This is a genomic window from Paraliobacillus sp. X-1268 (assembly GCF_003426095.1).
Classification (GTDB): Bacteria; Bacillota; Bacilli; order Bacillales; family Amphibacillaceae; genus Paraliobacillus_A; species Paraliobacillus_A zengyii.
The window spans coordinates 140,455-161,178 of the sequence record NZ_QJSK01000004.1; the positions used below are offsets into that span (position 1 = coordinate 140,455).

Annotated in this window: 19 protein-coding genes and 1 pseudogene; 6 read left to right on the plus strand and 14 right to left on the minus strand. The window is 36.5% G+C overall.

Going from position 1 to position 20,724, the window contains the following annotated elements:
• Positions 1-96: 96 nt before the first annotated feature.
• The 3 genes from D2K62_RS08235 to D2K62_RS08245 form a co-directional block, all read right to left on the minus strand.
• Positions 97-336 (minus strand): ferredoxin family protein, encoded by a 240-nt coding sequence (locus tag D2K62_RS08235; RefSeq protein WP_112182100.1) that lies wholly within the window; start codon positions 334-336, stop codon positions 97-99.
• 67 nt (positions 337-403) lie between these two features.
• A complete protein-coding gene (ribF, locus tag D2K62_RS08240) occupies positions 404-1,348 on the minus strand; it encodes a riboflavin biosynthesis protein RibF (RefSeq protein ID WP_117161233.1) in 945 nt (314 codons plus the stop codon).
• Between the two features lie 68 nt (positions 1,349-1,416).
• On the minus strand, positions 1,417-2,040 hold the full coding sequence (locus D2K62_RS08245) for a superoxide dismutase (protein WP_117161234.1): 624 nt from the start codon (positions 2,038-2,040) through the stop codon (positions 1,417-1,419).
• Positions 2,041-2,306: 266 nt separating this feature from the next.
• Between D2K62_RS08245 and D2K62_RS08250 the strand changes: the two genes are divergently transcribed.
• Positions 2,307-2,933, plus strand: a complete 627-nt coding sequence (locus tag D2K62_RS08250; RefSeq protein ID WP_117161235.1) for a helix-turn-helix transcriptional regulator — start codon at positions 2,307-2,309, stop codon at positions 2,931-2,933.
• Positions 2,934-3,024: 91 nt separating this feature from the next.
• On the opposite strand, the gene D2K62_RS08255 is transcribed toward D2K62_RS08250, so the two are convergent.
• The 7 genes from D2K62_RS08255 to D2K62_RS08285 form a co-directional block, all read right to left on the minus strand.
• Positions 3,025-4,107, minus strand: a complete 1,083-nt coding sequence (locus D2K62_RS08255) for an LPXTG cell wall anchor domain-containing protein (RefSeq protein WP_117161236.1) — start codon at positions 4,105-4,107, stop codon at positions 3,025-3,027.
• A gap of 45 nt (positions 4,108-4,152) precedes the next feature.
• Positions 4,153-6,417: a glycosyl hydrolase 53 family protein gene (locus D2K62_RS19340; RefSeq protein ID WP_117161237.1), complete on the minus strand. Its 2,265-nt coding sequence runs from the start codon at positions 6,415-6,417 to the stop codon at positions 4,153-4,155.
• 178 nt (positions 6,418-6,595) lie between these two features.
• Complete coding sequence (locus D2K62_RS08265; protein WP_112182105.1) at positions 6,596-8,659, minus strand: beta-galactosidase GanA; 2,064 nt, start codon at positions 8,657-8,659, stop codon at positions 6,596-6,598.
• Positions 8,660-8,749: 90 nt separating this feature from the next.
• Positions 8,750-9,589: a galactooligosaccharide ABC transporter permease GanQ gene (ganQ, locus tag D2K62_RS08270; RefSeq protein WP_369974644.1), complete on the minus strand. Its 840-nt coding sequence runs from the start codon at positions 9,587-9,589 to the stop codon at positions 8,750-8,752.
• Between the two features lie 15 nt (positions 9,590-9,604).
• Complete coding sequence (gene ganP, locus D2K62_RS08275; protein ID WP_112182107.1) at positions 9,605-10,858, minus strand: sugar ABC transporter permease; 1,254 nt, start codon at positions 10,856-10,858, stop codon at positions 9,605-9,607.
• Between the two features lie 105 nt (positions 10,859-10,963).
• On the minus strand, positions 10,964-12,253 hold the full coding sequence (gene ganS, locus D2K62_RS08280) for a galactooligosaccharide ABC transporter substrate-binding protein GanS (protein ID WP_117161239.1): 1,290 nt from the start codon (positions 12,251-12,253) through the stop codon (positions 10,964-10,966).
• A 291-nt stretch (positions 12,254-12,544) separates the two neighbouring features.
• Complete coding sequence (locus tag D2K62_RS08285) at positions 12,545-13,537, minus strand: galactan degradation operon transcriptional regulator GanR (RefSeq protein WP_117161240.1); 993 nt, start codon at positions 13,535-13,537, stop codon at positions 12,545-12,547.
• A 374-nt stretch (positions 13,538-13,911) separates the two neighbouring features.
• Here D2K62_RS08285 and D2K62_RS08290 point away from each other — a divergent pair, with 374 nt between their 5' ends.
• Complete coding sequence (locus D2K62_RS08290) at positions 13,912-14,661, plus strand: SDR family NAD(P)-dependent oxidoreductase (protein WP_112182110.1); 750 nt, start codon at positions 13,912-13,914, stop codon at positions 14,659-14,661.
• A 349-nt stretch (positions 14,662-15,010) separates the two neighbouring features.
• On the opposite strand, the gene D2K62_RS08295 is transcribed toward D2K62_RS08290, so the two are convergent.
• Both D2K62_RS08295 and D2K62_RS08300 read right to left on the minus strand, forming a co-directional pair.
• A complete protein-coding gene (locus D2K62_RS08295; protein WP_112182111.1) occupies positions 15,011-15,706 on the minus strand; it encodes an N-acetylmannosamine-6-phosphate 2-epimerase in 696 nt (231 codons plus the stop codon).
• A gap of 281 nt (positions 15,707-15,987) precedes the next feature.
• Positions 15,988-16,470: a PTS sugar transporter subunit IIA gene (locus D2K62_RS08300; protein WP_112182112.1), complete on the minus strand. Its 483-nt coding sequence runs from the start codon at positions 16,468-16,470 to the stop codon at positions 15,988-15,990.
• 538 nt (positions 16,471-17,008) lie between these two features.
• On the opposite strand from D2K62_RS08300, the gene D2K62_RS08305 reads away from it, so the two are divergent.
• Complete coding sequence (locus tag D2K62_RS08305; RefSeq protein ID WP_112182113.1) at positions 17,009-18,112, plus strand: Fic family protein; 1,104 nt, start codon at positions 17,009-17,011, stop codon at positions 18,110-18,112.
• Between the two features lie 188 nt (positions 18,113-18,300).
• Here the strand turns inward: D2K62_RS08305 and D2K62_RS08310 are convergent.
• Together D2K62_RS08310 and D2K62_RS08315 are read right to left on the minus strand one after the other, a co-directional pair.
• Positions 18,301-18,576, minus strand: a pseudogene (locus tag D2K62_RS08310) (type II toxin-antitoxin system RelE/ParE family toxin); the annotation flags it as partial.
• Between the two features lie 33 nt (positions 18,577-18,609).
• A complete protein-coding gene (locus D2K62_RS08315) occupies positions 18,610-18,996 on the minus strand; it encodes an AbrB/MazE/SpoVT family DNA-binding domain-containing protein (RefSeq protein ID WP_232827984.1) in 387 nt (128 codons plus the stop codon).
• A 542-nt stretch (positions 18,997-19,538) separates the two neighbouring features.
• Between D2K62_RS08315 and D2K62_RS08325 the strand changes: the two genes are divergently transcribed.
• From D2K62_RS08325 to D2K62_RS08335, 3 genes are all read left to right on the plus strand, one after another.
• Positions 19,539-19,781, plus strand: a complete 243-nt coding sequence (locus D2K62_RS08325; protein WP_112182115.1) for a helix-turn-helix domain-containing protein — start codon at positions 19,539-19,541, stop codon at positions 19,779-19,781.
• A 37-nt stretch (positions 19,782-19,818) separates the two neighbouring features.
• The gene (locus D2K62_RS08330) at positions 19,819-20,307 is read left to right on the plus strand and encodes a competence protein ComK (protein ID WP_112182116.1); all 489 of its coding nucleotides are present in this window, start codon (positions 19,819-19,821) and stop codon (positions 20,305-20,307) included.
• 87 nt (positions 20,308-20,394) lie between these two features.
• Positions 20,395-20,694, plus strand: a complete 300-nt coding sequence (locus D2K62_RS08335) for a hypothetical protein (RefSeq protein ID WP_112182117.1) — start codon at positions 20,395-20,397, stop codon at positions 20,692-20,694.
• Positions 20,695-20,724 lie beyond the last annotated feature (30 nt).

The following is a 20,724-nucleotide window of genomic DNA, read 5'->3' on the forward strand; positions in this document are numbered from 1 at the left end:
AAGGCTCTCGATAAATTATCGAGAGTTTTTTAGATTACTGCTATTCTACTTTAATGATAGCAATATGTATAGTTAGAAAAAATACTAGCCTTTTGTTTAAGAGTTTTCAAAGAATTGTTCAGCTTTTTCTAAATAAGGTTCCTGTGCTTCTGTTAAATCAAACTCCTCAACAATAGCATCAACAGGGCACACTGCAACACAGGCTCCGCAATCAATACAAATATCTGGGTTAATGTAGAACTGGCTTTTGCCTTCTTCTATACAATCGACAGGACAAACCGTTACACATTCTCCTGCTTTTTCCGTTTCACACGGGCTTACAATTACAAACGCCATATTATACCTCCTTGATAAAAAATTTCATCCATATTGTAGATGACGAGAAAAATGACTCCTGGAGTTTCTATATGAATCCCATTAGCTTTTCTGCTTCGCTCTTATCGAGTTCCATTTGTTTTACTAAGTCATCTAAATTAGAAAAATTAATTTCTCCTCTAAGATATCGTAAGAAAGAAACAGATACAGATTTTCCATATAAGTCGCCAGAATAATTGAGTAAATATGCCTCGACTAAATAGCCTTCACCATTTACACTAGGGCGGTAACCAGCACTGATAAGCGCATGGTAATAATCAGTAATTATTGATTCATTATAAATGCCAACTACCCCAAGGTAAACACCTGGTTTAGGTTCGACATATGCTTCAGTTTCCCCGATATTAATAGTCGGGAATCCCAGCTTTCGCCCCATTTTTTCTCCATGGATAACTGTCCCTTTTATTGCAAAAGGACGACCTAACAGAGAATGCACTGGTTCCATAAGCCCTTCCTTAATCGCTGCACGGATAGTACTACTACTGATTTTCTGTGCATTTTCTTTAATTAAAGGTAAAACTGTTACATCTATATTAAGCTGCGCACATAATTGAACCAGTTCTCCTGTACTTGAAGCACCACCAGAACCAAATCGGAATCCTTCTCCAATTATAATCCGCTTTATATTTAACTGTGAAAGATGCTCAACAACAAACGTGTTTGCTGTCGTCTTTGCGTATTCTTTTGTAAATTTAATTCGATAATACCGACCGACACCATATTGCTTTAGTAAAGCGAGTTTGTCATTATCGGGGGTTATTCGCTTTTCAAAATCTACGTTTTGTTTGAGGATCCAAAGCGGATGGTCAGAAAAACCCATTACGGCTAATGTCTCACTACTTTCATCGATAAAACCTTTTGCTGTTTGAAGGATTTGCTGGTGTCCCTTGTGAATACCATCAAATTTACCTATTACTAGTACTAGTGGGTCTTTATTCAGGGGTGGTTTACCTGTTACATCGATAATTTCCATTCTCTATCCCTCTTCTAAAATTTCAGTTGATACAAGAAGGTACCATAAAGGTACCTTCTTGTTATGTCTTATTTGTTTGCAGCTTGTGCGAATTTATCCGCCACTACATCCCAGTTAATGATATTAAAGAAGTTTTTGATATAATCTGGTCTTCTATTTTGGTAATTTAAGTAATATGCGTGTTCCCATACATCAAGTCCGAGAATTGCTGTTTTACCATCCGTAATCGGGTTATCTTGATTTGGCGTGCTAGTAATTTCTAATTCTCCATTACCATTTACTACAAGCCATGCCCATCCTGAGCCGAAACGAGTTGTTGCTGCATCATAAAATTTTTCTTCAAACGCGCTGATGCTTCCGAATGCATGATTAATAGCATCTGCTAATTTACCAGTTGGTGCAGCTTGTTCTTTTCCAGGAGCAATCACTTCCCAAAAAAGTGTATGGTTAAAGTGTCCCCCACCATTGTTTCTAACAGCTGTTCTTACTTCTGATGGAACAGCTTCTAAGTCGCTAAGTAATTCTTCGATTGATTTACCCTCTAACTCAGCTTTGCCTTCAACAGCAGCATTTAGCTTCGTTACATATGTTTGGTGGTGCTTGCCGTGGTGAATCTCCATTGTTTGTTTGTCGATATAAGGTTCCAATGCATCGAAACCATACGGTAGTGCTGGTAATTCAAATTTAGCCATAATACTATTCCCCCATTACTTTTAGTCTTTTTATACTAAAAGGTATAAAAAGTACAATAATAGATTATTCGATATAAAATTAAAAATCAATCCATTTGCTCAACAAAAATTTCCACTTTTTATATTTGTTGCTACTAGCTGATAATCTGTTTCTCTTTTAAGTTTTTATACTTTCTTATATAATAAGCACACAGCAATAAACTAGTGAACTATTCGAATCAGATTGGACAAATATAGATTGATTCTCAATAACTGAGGTGTTTAGATTGGAAAAAACTAAAACTACCACGAAAGATAAAATCCTTGATTTATTAAAAAAGAAAGTAAAATTAACTGTCGGCGAGTTAACACAACATTTAAATATCACAGACATGGCAGTAAGAAAACACCTTTCTGTTATGGAAAAAGATGGCCTAATCTTTTCAGAAGAAGCTAAAAAACCCATTGGAAGACCGATGCTACTTTATTATTTATCAGAGAAAGGCGAACTCCTTTTCCCGAAAAACTACGAGGGATTAAGTGTTGAATTTTTGAATGATATTAGTGACCTATACGGAAATGAATCTATTGAACAATTATTTAAGAAAAGAGAACAACGTCTTACCAAAGAATACGCTACTCGAATCGGAAATAAATCAGCAAGTGAGAGACTAAATGAGATCGTTCAAATCCAAAATGAAAAAGGATATATGGCAGATTCCTCTCAATTAGATGAAAATACGTATGAAATAATAGAATATAATTGTCCAATCATGGCCGTAGCAAAAGAATTCAAAACAGCTTGCCAATGTGAGACAACTATGTTCAAAAATGTACTCAAAACAGAAAACGTTAAAAGAACAAGCTGCAAAACAGAAGGAAATAACCACTGTAAGTTTACAATTAAATTTTAAAGAAGCAGGGGACGGTTCTCCGCTTCCAAAAACCCCCTCAACATAACAGAATACTAATCTGATAGCTGAGGGGGTAATTTCACAAATATAATCAGTCTCGTACTTTTCTTCTATTAGCTACTAAGGAAATAGTTCCACCAGCTAATAATAATGCGCCTAACAGTAACCACTTAAACTGATTGGTTGCAGTATCTGGTAATTCAGAATCAGAAGTTGCTTGATCAGCAATTTCAAAGACACCATATGCACTAAAGTGTGTCAATTCTGTCACTACTTCACCATTCTCCTTGTTGTATGAAATTGGTGTGATAAACTCTTTCTTTTCACCATTTTCATCGATATATACTACTCGCAAATCATCCCAATTCTTAACTTTATCTGGGTCAACTTTAAATGTAACCGTAATCGGGGTATCACTAAAATCAGTAATTTCTTCTCCACCTATTAAAAGAGAGAAATCGATTAACTCACTCAAAACATCTTTATTTTCATTGGTAATCTTATTGGAAACTTTGCCAAATTCAAAGACCAAATCTCCACCTCTTGAAAGTAATGCTACTGGAATAGTAGCTTTCACGTTACCATCTGTAAGCTCAAGAGAATAGCCATCAGCAAACTTTTCTAACTCTGCTTTGCTAATTTTAACGACCTTTGAAGCGTTAGGATACGTGTAAACCTTACTTGTATCATTTTTAACTAAATCAGCTTCTTTAACAGTAACTGACTCTTTTGAGTCTACGTTCTCTGTTCCTGAATCCTCTGTCTCCGCCTCTTCAGGTCCCTGTTCTTCTGTTCCTGGATCTCCTGTCTCTGGTTCTTGTTCACCTGGATCCTGCATCACAGGTTCTTCAGTCTCTGGCTCTTCTGCTCCAGGTTCTCCCGTCTCTGGTTCTTGTTCACCTGGATCCTGTATCACAGGCTCTTCAGTCTCTGGCTCTTCTGCTCCAGGTTCCTCTATCTCTGGCTCTTCAATCCCTGGATTCTCTGGCTGTTCTCCATTCTGGTCACCCGGTTCTTCTGGCGCTTGATAATCTCCTACTTTATAAAAAGTAAAGTCATCCAATGTTCCCCATGCCCCTGCATCTGCTTGGATCACTGCACCTATCGTGATTGTTCCATCTAATACAAGAATATCACCAATTTCTGGGTTGTTCCAATTGGTCCAACCACTCACTTCTGTCTCCGCTTCAAGGGTTTCATCCGCTGTTTTCGTATAAATTTACATATTAGAATCTCCAGCGTCTCCGCCTTGTAAGAACATCGAGTAATTATAATAACCCGGTTCTAAACCAGTAATGGTCTGTTCTGCTTGGAAATCCACTCCACTATCAGAATAAAAGTGTAGAGAGTAATCTCCTGTTTTTGCATCTGCTGCATTGTTTTGAAAGTCCGTATGTGCTGTTCCACTTGGATAGGTAATAGTCCACATGCTCCGATCACTATCCTCAAAGCCTGGGTTTGCTACAAAATTCATCGCCATTATTTCAAGATGTGCTACAACAGTAAATCCCTCATCTGTAACACCTGCAATATCATATGTGCCAGCACCACTGTTAATTGCTTGGTCTAATGCCTCATTGTCCCATGTTACGGAAGCGTCCTGTTCACTGCCATCGTTATAAACGGCTGTTACAGTTTCCGGTAATGTTATCTCATCACCTAGATTAGCAGTAACTGTTATATCGTTAATCTTATCAATCTCCAAACCTGCCACTGCACCAGTATCAATATAGTTAAATACGTTTAATGAAGCTAATGGATGACCGTTAAAATCAAATAATGCTTGATTGTCGACCGCGCTTCCTCCGTACCATTCACCCGCATCTTCCGGATCATATTCAGATGCAAAACTAGTTGCCCAGCCTGAACCCTGTTGTTCCCAAGTTGCTTTATTTTCTTCTAACTCTTCAGCAGGACCAACTGGAAGCCATGCAGGTTCCCAATAAAATACACCAATACCCGCTTCACCAACATCAGCAACTGCTTGAAATACATCTCTGAGTGCATTCGCTTGTCCTTGTACCGTAATCGGGTAGTTCAATACTTGTCCAGAATCCTTTGGTGCTGTATTACCATGTCCGTCTCCATCTTCTTCCGTGTAAACATAGGAAGTTTCCGCTACCATCACTTGTTTACCATACGTATCAGCAACATTTTTAAGCACCGCGGTTAAATTATCAAGCGTCCCATGCCAAAATGGATAATATGAACTTGCAAACACATCATAATCTACATTATTATTATCCAATGTTTCCGCAATCCCACTATATCTTCCAGAAGATTCTGGATTGGTAAAATGTAATGCTATTATAATAGAAGTATCTACATCTCTAATTGCCTTACTTCCTTCATTAAATAATGCACTCATCTTTGTCCAATCAGTTTCCCCAACAAATCCACCATTCGTTTCATTCCCAACTTGAACCATACCAACGTCAACACCTGCATCAAGTAAAGCTTGGACGCTATCATTTGTATAGGTATAAACTGCATCTTTCTTGTCATCAAAACTTAGATCTTCCCACGCCTTTGGTGCTTGTTGTTTCGCAGGATCTGCCCAAAAATCCGAGTAGTGAAAATCTACTAAAAGCTTCATATCATTTGCCGCAGCTCTTTTTCCTATTTCAATCGCCTTCTGTAAATCATTATTACCGCCACCATAGCCATTACCGTCTGCATCGTATGGGTCATTCCATATACGCACACGAACATAGTTAACACCAGAATCTTTTAATGTTCTGAAAATATCCTGTTCGTTGCCCGCTTCATTGTAGTATTTCACACCGCTATTTTCTAATGAAAGAATACTAGAAACGTCGACACCTTTGATAAAATCATCAGCCATTCCATCTACTCTTTCTACAAAAATAGCAGCTTCGACTGGATCAGGAATAGTCACGCCATCATCGTTTGTAGATAGCAGTTGGAAGCTATCTACATAACCCCATGCATTCGGTTCACCATCAACAATTGCTCCAACTTGAAAATCAGTTACATCTTCAGTTATTTCAAAAGTCAGTGTAACTGTTTCCCAATTATTATATCCTGTTGTCGTTACCACATTTTCTATATCTTCTCCTGCAAATAATTTCACGTTACTTGCTTCAGCATCTGAACCACCCATTACATTTACAGAAAGCTCATAACTTCCAGCTGAAAGGCTCGTAATTGTTTGACTTAACCTAGAGGATTGATTTCCTTCTGCTGTATCTTGCACCCAAAAGTTAGTTGCAAACTCCCCCTCATCTTTGGTCATCCACTCATCTTCCACATATTCAAACTGGTTAACATTAACCATCCCTTGAGAAGTTACCTCCCATGATCCGTCATCCCAAAAGTCTGTCTCAAATCCACCATTTGTTAATAGGTTTGTCGATGAAGCTTGCACATTTACAGAATTTGTATTTATTCCAAATGTGCTAAACATTAGCAAAAATGCAAGTAATACGTAAACAAATTTCAACTTTTTCCCTTTTATCCTCATATCTCTTATCTCCTCTTATTCATTTATTTTTTACATTGTTCTTGTGCAAAAACGAGTGTTTAAACTCCACCTTTCATATTTATTAAACGCTTTCATTTATAGGTAGATAATAAAGCAAAGAACCGTCCCTTGCTTCCTCCCCATACAAAAGAGAGGAAGCAGAGAACCGTCCCCTGCTTCATTTTCTTGGTTGTTCTAGTATTCTGACTTCGTATTGTTTTAGTGTGAGTTGTTCTGGGACAATTTCTCCGGTAACTAAATCAGTTAAGTTGGAATCGAATGCTATTTGTTGTGCTTCTTCGGTAAAGTTCATCACAAAGACATAGTCAGATTCCACACCTTGTCTTGCTTGGACTGAAACGCCTTTACCATGTTTACTAGCAACAACTGGCTTAAGTGCTAATTCCTCGATTAATGTTTGATAAAAATCACGATGGAATTGATCATCTAACCTTGCCCCAATATAATAGGACTTCCCTTGTTGATAGGAATGACTTGTAACAGCAGCTGTATTTTCATAAAAATCTTCTTGATAGATTCCTTCTGTAGTAGCTGTTGCTAAATCAAGGACAGTTGCATAATCCTTCACTTCATATTTCTTATCTTGATAGGTAACCATATTTCTATCTTTTGGATACAATGTATCTGTTTCCGTTGGCTTCATTCCAAATATATCTTGTAAATCTTTATGCCATCCACCTAAAAAGGTTAGATCATGTTCATTCACGAGCCCACTGATATAGGTCATAACTAATCGACCACCACCAGCAACAAAGACTTTTAAACGTGCAATCGTAGCTTCACTTACTAAATAAAGCATCGGAACGATTAACAATTTATAATTAGAAAAATCTTGTTCTTTTGTGATCACATCTACTGGAATATCTTGTTCCCAGAACGTACGATAGTGCTCTTGCAATGTTTGCGGGTATTGTTTCGTTGAAAGTCCAAATCCCTGTGCATCATTTAATGCCCAGTTACTTTCCCAATCATACATAATCGCCACATCTGCAGGACGATTTGTTCCGACAACATCAGAAAGCTTCTCTAATGTTTCCCCCACTTTAGCAACCTCTTTAAACACACGATTTTCAGAACTATTATCATGATCAACTACTGATCCATGAAACTTCTCTGATGAACCACGAGATTTGCGCCATTGGAAATACATAATGCTGTCTGAACCATGCGCAAGCATTTGCATCGAGGAAAGTAAGTGCATTCCAGGACGTTTCGCTTTATTTACTTCATGCCAGTTTACTAGGCTTGGCGTTGATTCCATTAAAAGAAATGGCTTTTGCTTTAAGCTACGATACAAGTCATCGATAAAACCAACCTTCATCGCTAAATCAGCAGTTGTTTCCCAGTCATTGTGCCATGCAGGATATGCATCCCAGCTAATAACATCAAGGTGCTTTGCAAATTTACTGTAATCGAGTGACTGAAATGGAATTAAATCAAATGTATCAGCCATGAAGTTCGTTGTAATCGGAATGTCTGGTGTCAGTTCACGCATTGGGACAATTTCATTTTCATAAAAGTCTATCGTTTGGTCGGTTACGAAACGGCGCCAATCCAAATTTAAACCATGGACAGCACTCTCCCCAATTGGTGAAGGCGATTCTATCTGTGACCAATCGGAAAACGTATGGCTCCAGAATGGACCCCACCACGCATCGTTCAATGCTTGAAGATCATCCTTGTATTTTTCCTTCAACCAGCCTCTAAATGCCTGCTGACAATTATCACAATGGCATTCACCACTATATTCATTTGAAATGTGCCACATGATTAATGCAGGATTCTTACCATATCTTTCTGTAAGTAACCGATTCATCTGTTGTGTTTTTTCACGGTAAACAACTGATGAAAAACAGTGATTGTGACGACCACCGTGCAGTTGTTTCACACGACTTTCATTTACACGTAATACTTCAGGATACTTTTGTGACATCCACGCTGGACGCGCTCCACTTGGTGTAGCTAAAATAACGCGACCCTTGATGTTCGCAATATTTTCAATGATCGTGTCCAGCCATTCAAAGTTGTACACACCTTCTTCAGGTTCCAATGTACTCCACGCAAAAATTCCTAATGAAAATGTATTTGTATGTGAAAGTTTCATCAAGTTTATGTCATCGGCTAAAATTTCTGGTCGATCTAACCATTGATCAGGATTGTAGTCGCCGCCATGAAGCATAAAATCTGCTTTCGTTACATAAGTCTTTTGGTGTTTTGGCATGTTACTGTCCCCCATATTTTTATTTATCTATTTATCGATACCTAGGTTGAAGCCCTATTAGGATTAATAATTCCCAGCAATCCTTCATTCTTACCCTTTCGTTCCACCTGATGTTAACCCTGATACAAAGTTCTTTTGTAAAAGAACGAATACGACAGCGATTGGAATACTGATTAGAATGGCACCGGCAGCAAACGTTGTATAACTTGCTCCCATTACATCATTAACTAAATTGTATAAACCAATTGGCAATGTATACGATTCAGGTGACCGCAAGATGGTTGATGCTAAAACGAAATCAGCAAGCGGAATAATAAAGCCATTCATTGCAACAACAGCGATCATTGGTCTAGATAATGGCATAATAATCCGGAAGAAAATCGTTGTATTACTCGCACCATCAATTCGTGCACTTTCATCTAAAGACATTGGAATCGAGTCGATATAGCCTTTCATTAGATACGTACACATTGGAATTTGACCACCAATGTAAAGGAAGATCAATAACCAATGACTGTTCATTAGGCCAAGAACTTGTGCTAATACAAATAGTGCAATTAAAGCCGAAAACTGTGGGATCATTTGTAATAGCAAAAATAAGATTAAGCCATTTTTTCTACCGACAAAACGAAACCGTGAAAAAGCATAAGCCATAAAGGAAACACTAATAACTGTTCCAATCATTGTTAACACACTAATTTTGATAGAATTTATATACCATTGTCCATACTGTAGACTTTCTTTGCCTGCAAATAACTCTTTGTAATGATTCAAAGTCGGATTTTCAGGAATGATTGAGGTACTTATTAAACTATTACCTGGATTAAAGCTTGCGCCCACCGTCCAAAGCAACGGATAAATAATTACAATCATCATGAAAATGAGTAAAGAGTAAGAGGCAAAGAGTCGGGTGAATTTCTTTCTCTTCATATTCGTCATCAACTCTTAATCCTCCTTAAATGAATTCGTTCGTCTGAACTGCCATAATGCAATTCCAATGACAAATACAGATAACAAAATAGTTAACGCAGCCGCTAGAGAATATTGACTGGATTGCATGGTTAATTTATAAATCCATGATACTAAGATATCTGTTCCGCCAGCTGTAGACCCTGGAACTGCTGGACCACCACCGTTGAACAAATAAATAATATTAAAGTTGTTAAAGTTAAATGTATACTGCGTAATGATAATCGGCGCAATCGCGAGTAGTATCATTGGCATCGTAATATGCTTGAATTTAGCAAAAATAGATGCACCATCAATCGTCGCCGCTTCATATAAATCATCCGGAATAGATTGCAAGACTCCTGTGGTTACTAGGAATATATAAGGAAATCCCAACCAACCTTGCATAAGAATAAGCGCTAGTTTTGACCATGCCGCATTGGTTAACCATGGAATCGCATCAATTCCAAAGAATGCTAAGATATCATTATTAATAGCACCAAAACTATCGTTAAAGAGACCTGCGAAAATTAAAATCGTAACAAATCCTGGTACAGCCCATGGTAAAACGAGGACTGTTCGAACGACTCTTTTGAAATGGATATCCTTTTGGTTCACAACAACTGCTAACAAAATACCAAGACCAACTTGTAAAGTAGTTGCAACGAGTGTCCAAATAACCGTCCATCCTAAAACATCAAAAAAAGTAGAACGCCAAATATCAACTGTGAAAATTTTTGCGAATGTATCAAATCCTACCCAATCCACTAAATTAGCTGGCGGGGAATGATATAAGTCGTAATTTGTAAACGCTACTGCAAGACTAAATAAAATCGGAAAAATAACAGCAAATACTAAAATGAAAAACGATGGACCACTAACTACATAGGGATATCCTGACTCTACTAGGTTATGATATTGCTTTCTAAGTGAAGATAGCGGTCTATTTTTATCACGTAATTCACCATTTTTATAAGCGTCACGGAAATTCAAGTAGTACACTAGTAATCCTAAAAGTGTAACAAGGATTGCGATAATACCTTGCGCTAATAAAAATACCGAATTATCTCTCGGTACTTCTGTTCCAAGGGTGAAAATTCCCCAATAACCCATATTTAACATATCACCAAATGCGAATAAAAACGCACCACCAAATCCTAAGAACACAAGACCTTTCACCCATTGCTTATTGTAAAATTGTCCAAAACCAGGAATGATAGATAACAAGCTTGCTTTTGTCCGATGTTGCACTTTTCTCACCTCTTTATATAGGAAACATTTTTTTCAAATTAGAAAGGTGCCAAATATCGTATAATCATTTGACACCAGTTTTTAAATGTAGCTAATAAATATTAATTATTGTCCAGCGTGGTTTGCTTCAATTTGTCCTTCAATTGTTTCCACCGCTTGGTTTAATGCTTCTTCTGGATCTGCCTTACCAGTAGCAATTGTTTGTAATGCCGCATCAGCAGGTGTCCAAACTTCATTCATTTCAGGAATACTTGGAGTCAATTCTGAGAACTGCGACTGTTGTGCTACAGCTTGTGCTGCTTCACTTTCCGCAACTACAGGATCCTCTGCCAATGCTTTAACAGCTGGCACTTCGCCTGTAATTTCATATCTTGTTTTTGAATTTTCTTCATTTGTTATGAATTCAACAAATTCTTCTGCAAGTTCTGGATTTTTAGCATACGAGCTGACATTGTAGCTTTTCACACCAACAAATGCACTCATGTTTTCACCATTTGCTAATTCAGGTAATTTCATAACTCCATAATTAATACCAGCTTCTTCATATGGTCCTAGATTCCATGGACCAGAAATAACTGCAGCAGCTTTACCTTCAGAGAATAAAGAATCTAACACATTAATACCTTGTTCCCCAACTAAACCTGATGGGAAAAGACCCTCATCATAAAACTTTTGAATTGACTCTGCCCCTTCAATAGCGCCTTCGTTGTTTAATCCAACATCGGTTGGATCAAAGTTACCGTCAGCATCTTTCCCAAACACGTATCCGCCATAACCACTTAACACACCATTGGCATAGTAGATTTGGTCAAATAGAGCTAATAGACCGTAGTTTTCACCTTCTGTTAACTCAAGAGATAATTCATACCAACCATCTAATGTTGTAGGAACTTCATCTTCTGAAACAAGATCTTTGTTATAGAAAAGCACGTTTGTTTCAACTGCTTTTGGTAAGCCATAAACTTTACCATCATAAATTTGAGAATTCATCGCAACATCTGTGTAGATGGATTGAACGTCTTCGCTTACATCTAATTCTTTAAGTAAGCCTTCTGTAACAGCTGTACCAATTTGATCACCAGGCATTGTGAAAACATCTGGGCCTGTACCAGCTGGTCCATCTAAACGTAAATCTTCTACTTGTTGTGCATAAGCCTTTTCGATTACTTCTATTTCAACATCATGTTCTTCTTCAAACACAGCGATTGCAGCTTCTATACCTGCAGATTTATCAATATCTGCCCAAACAGTTAATTCTTTCGTTTCTTCTGCATTTTGACTCGAATCTGATGAATCACCAGAGTCTCCATTGCTCTCCTGAGGTCCACAAGCAACTAAAGCAAAAAGTAACGCTGTAAAACTAATAAGTCCTAAGTATTTTTTTAATCTTATCATTAGGATACATCTCCCTTTTAATCAATAAATTGATAAAGCGCTTTCTTATATAATGAAAACGTTTTATTGATATAAATATAGCACAAGAAATAATATAAGTAAACAAATTTTTTACCTTTTTATTATTATATTTTTACCTTTATCAAGTAAAATATTTTACTTGATAATCAATATATTTTACTGGGAGCGAGGGACGGTTCTCCGCTTCCGTCTAACTTAGATAACAATAAAGAAGGCTATTACCAACGATTATTCGCCTGGTAATAGCCTTCTTCGTCACCCTCAACTAGTTTAGTTTGTACTTTTTCTAATGATCATTTCCGGACCTAGATATAATGTTTTTACTATTTTACGTTTTTCTACAACTCTTTCTACCAGTAACTCCAACGCATTTTTACACATTTCATGGATATCTATATCGAATGTAGTGAGCGGTGGAGAGATATATTTTGCAACACTAATATTATTAATGCCGATAATGGATACTCTGTTTGGAATCGCAATACCTGCTTCGTTTAATGCTTGCAAACAACCAACTGCAATCGGATCAGCAGCTGTAAAAAACGCAGTCGGTAATTGATCACCCAGTGTTTCCAAAGCATTGTTCATTAAGTGATAGCCATTTGCGACAGAGAAGCCTCTGTGACAAAAGATAAAATCTTCATTTAACAAACCTTTCTCCTCCATATACTGCCGAAATGTTCGTTCTCTAATATCCATTTCATCTTCATGGGTATTTGGATTGCGAAAAGTCCCACCTATAAATCCAATTTCTTTATGTCCTTTATCCACTAAAAAGTCAACTGTTCTTCGGGTCACCTGCGCTAAATCCGGTCTTACTGAATCAAAGTGATAAGGATCAGGTGTCGCATCAATAAAGACACCATTTGGTGTTAACTCCCTCAGTTGAACTAACTCTTTATTGGAAAAGGTCCCCACCGCAATAAATCCTTCAATATCATCAGGAATCCGCTCAATTCCTTCATTAATTTTATAGGTTGTAAGTTCCACATTGAATTTCTTGGCTAATTTATCTAACTCTAAACGCATCGCTTTAAAATAAACATCTTCTAGTTCTTCAATATCCGTTAACCAGTATAAAAATACAATATTCTTAATTAATGGCCGCATCACTTTCTTCTTATAATCCAGTTGATCAGCAACCTGATACACTTTCTCACGCATCTCATCTGAAACAGAAAGCTTTGGATCATTATTTAACACCCGAGAAACCGTTGTAATAGAACAACCTGCCGTTTTCGCCACATCTTTAATCGTCGCCATCGCTTCTTCCTCCTACCAAAATCACCTTTACATCAACTCAAAATATATATAGAAAAGCACTACATTTAATAATATTTAGTAAAACATTTTACCATTAGTTTATCGTATTGAAAATAAATGTCAAGGGCAGTTTTTATTGGGGGGTTAATCAAGAGTTATCTGATAGAAGAAAACGGCTAATCCCAAAACTGTAGCATTAGTTCGGGGTTAAAATATATAAAGCTTCCTATTAAAATCGCGTTGTAACTTTTTTATCTATTTATGAAAATTTTTAATTTAAATCTTTTGATTTTAATTCATAAAATTAAGGGTATATACTTATAAGACACCCTTACCATTTGGGCTCTTGAATTAATATTGAGGAGGTTTTTCACATGAATAAAGTTGCAGTTATAACCGGCGGTGGTAGTGGATTAGGACAAGCAACAGCACTACGTCTAGCTGAAGAAGGTATTAACATTGCAGTAGTAGACGTTAATGAACAAGGTGGAAATGAAACAGTAGAATTGCTGAAGAAATCTGGAGTGGATGCTATTTTCATTAAAGCTGACGTAGCTAAAGTCGACGAAGTCAAAAATTATGTTGAGAAAACTGTTGAGAAGTTTGGTTCCATTGATTATTTCTTTAACAATGCTGGTATTTCAGGCAGTGGTAAATACTACTTAGATACGGATATTAAAGAAATTGAACAAATCGTTGGCATCAATCTGATGGGAGCATTGTATGGTGTTCGCTACGTAGCTGAAGTGATGTTAAAGAATGGCGGAGGTTCAATTGTTAACACTGCATCAAGCGCAGGCGTAATAGGACAAGACTCTGTTGTAACGTATTCAGCAACAAAACACGGTATCATTGGATTAACAAAGAGTATGGTTGCTGAATATGCCAAGGATGGATTGCGTGTCAATGCCATTGCTCCAGGACCTACAGAAACGCCAATGGTGAAGGAATTCTTTGATGCGAATCCTGAAATGAAAGAAAACGCAGAAAATGGTATACCACAAAAACGTTTGGGTACCCCTGAAGAAGTCGCTGAACTAGTGGCATTCTTACTAACTTCTAAAGCACAATATATAAATGGTGATGTGATTAGAATTGATGGTGGATTCACGAATACAAAATAATCTTTAACACTAAATATAGATTTATATATAAATAGGCAAACACTGATTTTAAGCGTTTGCCTATTTATGCTGTATATATTATGAAAAGTCACTATAAATGGTAAGCAAAATTTTTATTCGTATTTTAAATGAAATCAAGATTAATAAGAACCAAAAAAAAAGCAGAGAACCTTTAAACTGGCACCCATAGGAGAAGAAACATCCGTATATTCAGCCATCAATAATCAGAGTTTCGTCGCTCGAGTCGATACAAAAGCTTATCACAAGCGGACTTTGCTAGATATGATATTAACACTGTTTACTAATGTAGCTAGCCAGCATAATCCACTCATGAACTATTCACTCATCGTTAATCTTGTGCCAATGCATCAACAAATCTTTGTGTAATTTGCTGTGGTCTTGTAATTGCACCACCTACAACGACCGCATGAACATTACTATCTAGAACGGACCTTGCGATAGTTGGCGTCGAAACATTTCCCTCTGCCAAAACCTTTGCTTTAGTCACTTTTTTTACAATTTGTTTAATAACGTCATAATCATGATCATCAATTTTCAATCCATTCGTTTTCGCTGTATAGCCGTATAAAGTCGGCGCCACTATATCAAACCCTAACTCATCGGCAAACATTGCTTCTTCAACCGAAGAGACGTCCGCCATCAACAAGAGATCAGGATACTTAGATCTTATCTCTTTATAAAATGTAGCTAAATCGCAACCATCAGGTCGAAGTCGATTTGTCGCATCTGTGGCAATGATCTCGACACCAGTTTCTGCTAAGGCATCGATCTCTTTCATCGTAGGTGTAATAAAGACTGGATGGTCTTTGTACACTTGTTTAATGATGCCAATGACCGGCAACCCTACTTGTTTTTTGATTTCGACTATGTCCGAAACGGAGTTGGCACGAATCCCAACAGCTCCACCTTCTTTTGCAGCTACTGCCATACGCCCCATGATGAAAGAACTGTGTAACGGTTCCCCTTCTAAAGCCTGGCAAGAAACAATTAATCCCTTTTCAATCTTATCTAACACTTGATGCATATCCAAACACGTCCTTACTATAAAATCTTATTACTCAACGATTTACCAAATTGCTGAGCTTTCTCAAAAATTTTCTTCATCAAGTCTATCTTATTTATGTTTTATAAGTGTTATGTGGTAACTCACTTAAACTTATACTCCTATCATATAGTCCAGCTTATCGTTATTCAATGGTGTTATAAATGTTTTCATTATCTTATCTTCAACAATTAAAATACAAAAAAACTACTTGAAAGGAGTGTTACTCCAAATCAAGTAGCTTTTTATGTTCATGCGTGTTCTTAGTCAAAAGACAAGATGTCTCTTTCGCCTTGCGCTGTTTTGCCAAACTTTTTCACACTAACTTTTGTCGAATCGGTAAAGACCACAGGAACTACATAAGATGAAGCCGATTTCTTAATAATTTCTACATTAAACTGTAAAATTTCTTGTCCTACCTTTATCTTATCCCCATCGTTAACAAGGGCAGTGAAGCCTTTCCCATTTAACTGAACCGTATCAATGCCTACATGAATGAGAATTTCATATCCTTTCGCGGATTTAATTCCAATCGCATGTTTTGTTGGAAACACCTTAATGATTTCCCCATTAACAGGTGAAACCACAGAACCAGCGACTGGAATAATTGCAAAGCCGTCCCCCATCATTTTTTCCGAGAAAACAGGATCTTCCACTTCTGTGATGTCAATAATTTCACCCTCAATTGGCATAACAAACTCATCAACCGCGGTTACTTTATTTTTATTCTTAAATAGACCAAACATAAAGATCCTCTCCCATTACATTCATTTTTTATATTATCCTAATGATATGCTCAATTATTATTGAACCAATTTAGTAATCTATATAAATTACAGGGGAGATAATCATCTAAGATACAAATTATCTGTATTTTTGTAGGAAGTTCACTGTTTTTCTTACCTATACTCAAAGTAACATAATAGACACCGATATCAATAAACCTGTTAGATTTCTTAACAGAGGATTAGGAACGGATCTATAGAAGTTATTGTTCTTTGTGATTACAGATTCGACAGCCATAGCTGGTATGTATGACCATAATGTGTTCAGTTTTATCAAGCAAAACGATTTCCCTTAGTTTGTTTAGCAGTTACACAAGCACCCTACCTCCTACTCAAACACCATGAACATTTATTCGACATAAAACTGAAAATGACCAGGCACCTGAAAACACACATAACACCATAACGATATTTCATCACTTCAAAATATCACTATTATTTACTTTGATGTATTTTAAACTATAATATAATCAATAAATATTCTAACGAGGTGTTAAGAATGAAAAAGCCTTATCCATTACCACTTCTATCACACACATTTGATGCTGAATCTGAACTTACTTTTTATAAGAAAGTCGTTGAAGCCTCATCCGTGTTGGAAAAGCTGAAACAAAAAATTCATTATTCTTTAATCAGTGAATCATTTCTGCAATTATTAACACTACATGAGTCTGTTCAATCTACAAGAATTGAAGGAACCAAAGTGACTTTTAGTGAAATGCTAGAAGATGAAATTGATCAAAAAAAGGACTGGGAGAATGTTGAAGTTCGTAATTACCAAAGAGCATTAAAAATTGGTGTTGAAATCATACAGACAGGATATCCATTATCGGAACGATTGATTCGTGATATCCATAGCGAGTTGATGAAAGATAATCGTGGTTCTACAAGTGCTGCAGGTGAATATAGGACCATCCAGAATTTTATCGGACCTACAAAGCAATTAAAAGATGCTTCTTATATTCCGCCTGAACCACAATTAATGGGAGAATATATGGCCAATTTAGAGAGATATATTAATGGGCATCCATACTTAGATGAAGAAATGGACACACTTCACCCTTTAATTAAAGTAGCAATCATCCATGCACAATTTGAATCTATTCACCCTTTTTTAGATGGAAACGGTCGGTTAGGAAGGATTCTAATCGTACTTTATATGTTGCAATCCAATATAATTGACTCCCCGTTCTTTTTCCTAAGTGAAGAACTAGAGAAAGAAAAGTTTAAATATTATACAATGTTAAACGGTGTTCGTGCACTAAACAAATTCGAACCTGATTGGGATAGTTGGATAACCTTCTTCCTTAATGCAACGATTCGAATGGCGGAACGACAATTTAATAAACTTGAACAAGCAGAAAGATTATATAAAGAAGGATTAAGTAAATTGAAACAACCTTCTACTGAAAAAGTTTGGGGAGCCCTTTTTAAATATCCTATTGCAACAGTGCATCAAATAGTAAACGATACTAGTTTAGCTCCTGTGACTATCCGAAAAAGTCTAAACGAACTTGTTCACTTGAAGATGATTTATGGGGACGATAGAAAAAGAAATAGAAGATTCTATCATTACGACCTCATTCGAATTATGAATGATTAAAAAAACTAACCAGTCTTGACATAGAGATCAGCTTATAATGGCAATTACTTCAAGTGCCATTAAGAGCTTTGTATAGAGATATCTCTGCAGGGCTTTTTTTGTTTGTCATTAAACTGGAACCGTCCCCAGCTTCCTATTAAGCAAGTAACAATGAAACTAACCAGTCAGAGGGAACCAGCTCTCTATTGTTAATTTTTATGTATCTTTGAACCTTTAATATACCTTTTTAGTTCTTCATAAAACTGTTCTCTTGTTCCTGCAAGGATTACAAGTACAACATTCCCATTTTCATCTTCTTCAATTGCATAAGCTACTTCATAAGAAGTGCCGTTATGTTTTATATCATAACCATAAACTCCAGCCAGATCACCTTTTTTCGGTTCACCTACATAAAAAGGGTCTAGCTGAATTTCTTTAAAAGCAGATTTAAATTTTTCTTTTAAAGGCTTATCTTTCATTTTTTTATAAACTTTTTTGTTGCTGAAGAAGTAATTAAATCATAGTGCATCATCGTCTTCTCCAAATAAATCGTCAATCGTTGTTTTTTCTCCTGAATATTTAGTATCAGCTACCAACTTATCAACGGCATTTCCTATTTGAGATTTACGATGTTTAAATTCCACCATCAGATCTTCCCCTTGATAACCTTCCCTTATAAGGTCTCCTAAGATATCCTCAGAAAAATCATCAAAGTTTTCACTTATTGGCTTTAAAATTAAATGATTTCCGTATAGTTCCAAACTAACTTCTTCACCAATATTTAACTGGTCATAAAATTCTTTAGGAATGCTAATCTGCCTTTTACTTGAAACGGCAATTCGTTTAGCCTTTCTGGGACGATTTGGCATGGCAGCTCTCTCCGCTTCTTTTTGTATCATTACCATAAGTTATGTCCTCTCCATCGCATAATATACCGATTTCTTTGTTTGTTTTTTCCTTGTTTCTTTGTTTCTTTGTTTCTTTGTTTCTTTGTTTCTTTGTTTCTTTGTTTCTTTGTTTCTTTGTTTCTTTGTTTAATAATAACATATTGCTATCAAAAAGACTACCCTAGCCAATAAGCCTTTCATTGCCCTTTTCCTAAAATATACTTAACTTTGATTAAAAATACCTCATATAAAATCATGCTAATGGGAAGCGCCAAATACTAACTATTCTTCCGAAAAGAACAAATCATTTAATTTATCCATCTCAAGGATACGCTCACAGATCTCTTTATTTAAAGACTTTTTTCAACCGAAAAGTCCTTGCTACGATTTCTCTCACAAGACTTTCCCTCACACATCCACAACGTTCATACGACTTAACACAGATAGTGACAGACACTTGAAAATAAACTCCCCAAAATACCCTTTAATTTCCATTAAACACACTATAGTTTGTACTCATTTCTTATTCATTCTTGGAAAATAAATAAGAGGGCCTACAAATGACACGTGAACAATTCAAAAGAAGTTATGGGCAATACATACAGAATCAACGAAATATCCAGGAGCTGTCACAGGAAGAATTGGCCTATCAAATTGGCATCAGTACGGAGGCTATCGGACGGATTGAAAGAGGAATTACTTCTCCAAGTTTAACAAGTAGTCTGTTGCTAGAAGAGAAACTACATCTTGATCATACGTATATTAAGAATCTATTACATCATTCTAGTGACTCCGAATCATAGTCGCGCTTATTTATGCTATCGAAAAGGGTAGATATCTATGTTAAAAATAAGTACGTTCTATCAAATTAATCGCAATACACTAGCAATCCTTCCTGCTATGACTGTGGACTATCAAGCAATTGTGCGGGAAACGAAGCGTGAGTTGCTTGTCCAACAAACACCACTCACAATCATAAAAACCAATTGCATAGCAGGCGCTGCCTCTTATCAAGGACGACAAAAAGCAGCAAGTAAGCTAATTGGTTCAACCCGTAAAGTACCTATACTTATCTATGAACGTGCACAGATTTATGCATTTCCCACGCAATCACCTAGCAACTTTAGCTGTAGTTGGGTGTTTGCCAAGCATATACATAAAATAATCGAACACCCACAAGCAAGAAGTAAACAAACCCAATCAACGATCATCTTTCGTAATGGCACGACAATTGACTTCGAAGAATCTGCTTATCAACTACAAAACCAACTAACTCGCACATTAAAACTACACTATGCGATTAAAGATGCGAACTTACAACCTGTCTAAACTGTAATAAAATAGACATAAAATCAGAAGGACTTAAACAAGAGAATAATGTAGAATGGAAGTAATCTATTAAAAGGAGATCGACTAATGACCAACCAAAATCTTAGCTTCCTAGTAGACGAAAACATCGCAGCACATTCTTATTATGAAGGTATGTTAATTCATCCAACAAACCCAATACACGGCATGGCTGTCATGCGTAGTAATGCCAGTGACCTCATCTTAGACATTTATAAAATAACCTTGCGTGACGAAACAACCTATCATATCGAACGGCATTTACTTCATAAAGCATTCAAATCAGAAGATGATGTCCAAGCATTTCTTCATACCTTTTCTACCTTAAGAGAAAGTGAATTCAACGCGTTTATTGAAGTAAATTATTGAAGAAGCAGCGAAAAGTTCTCTGCTTCTTCA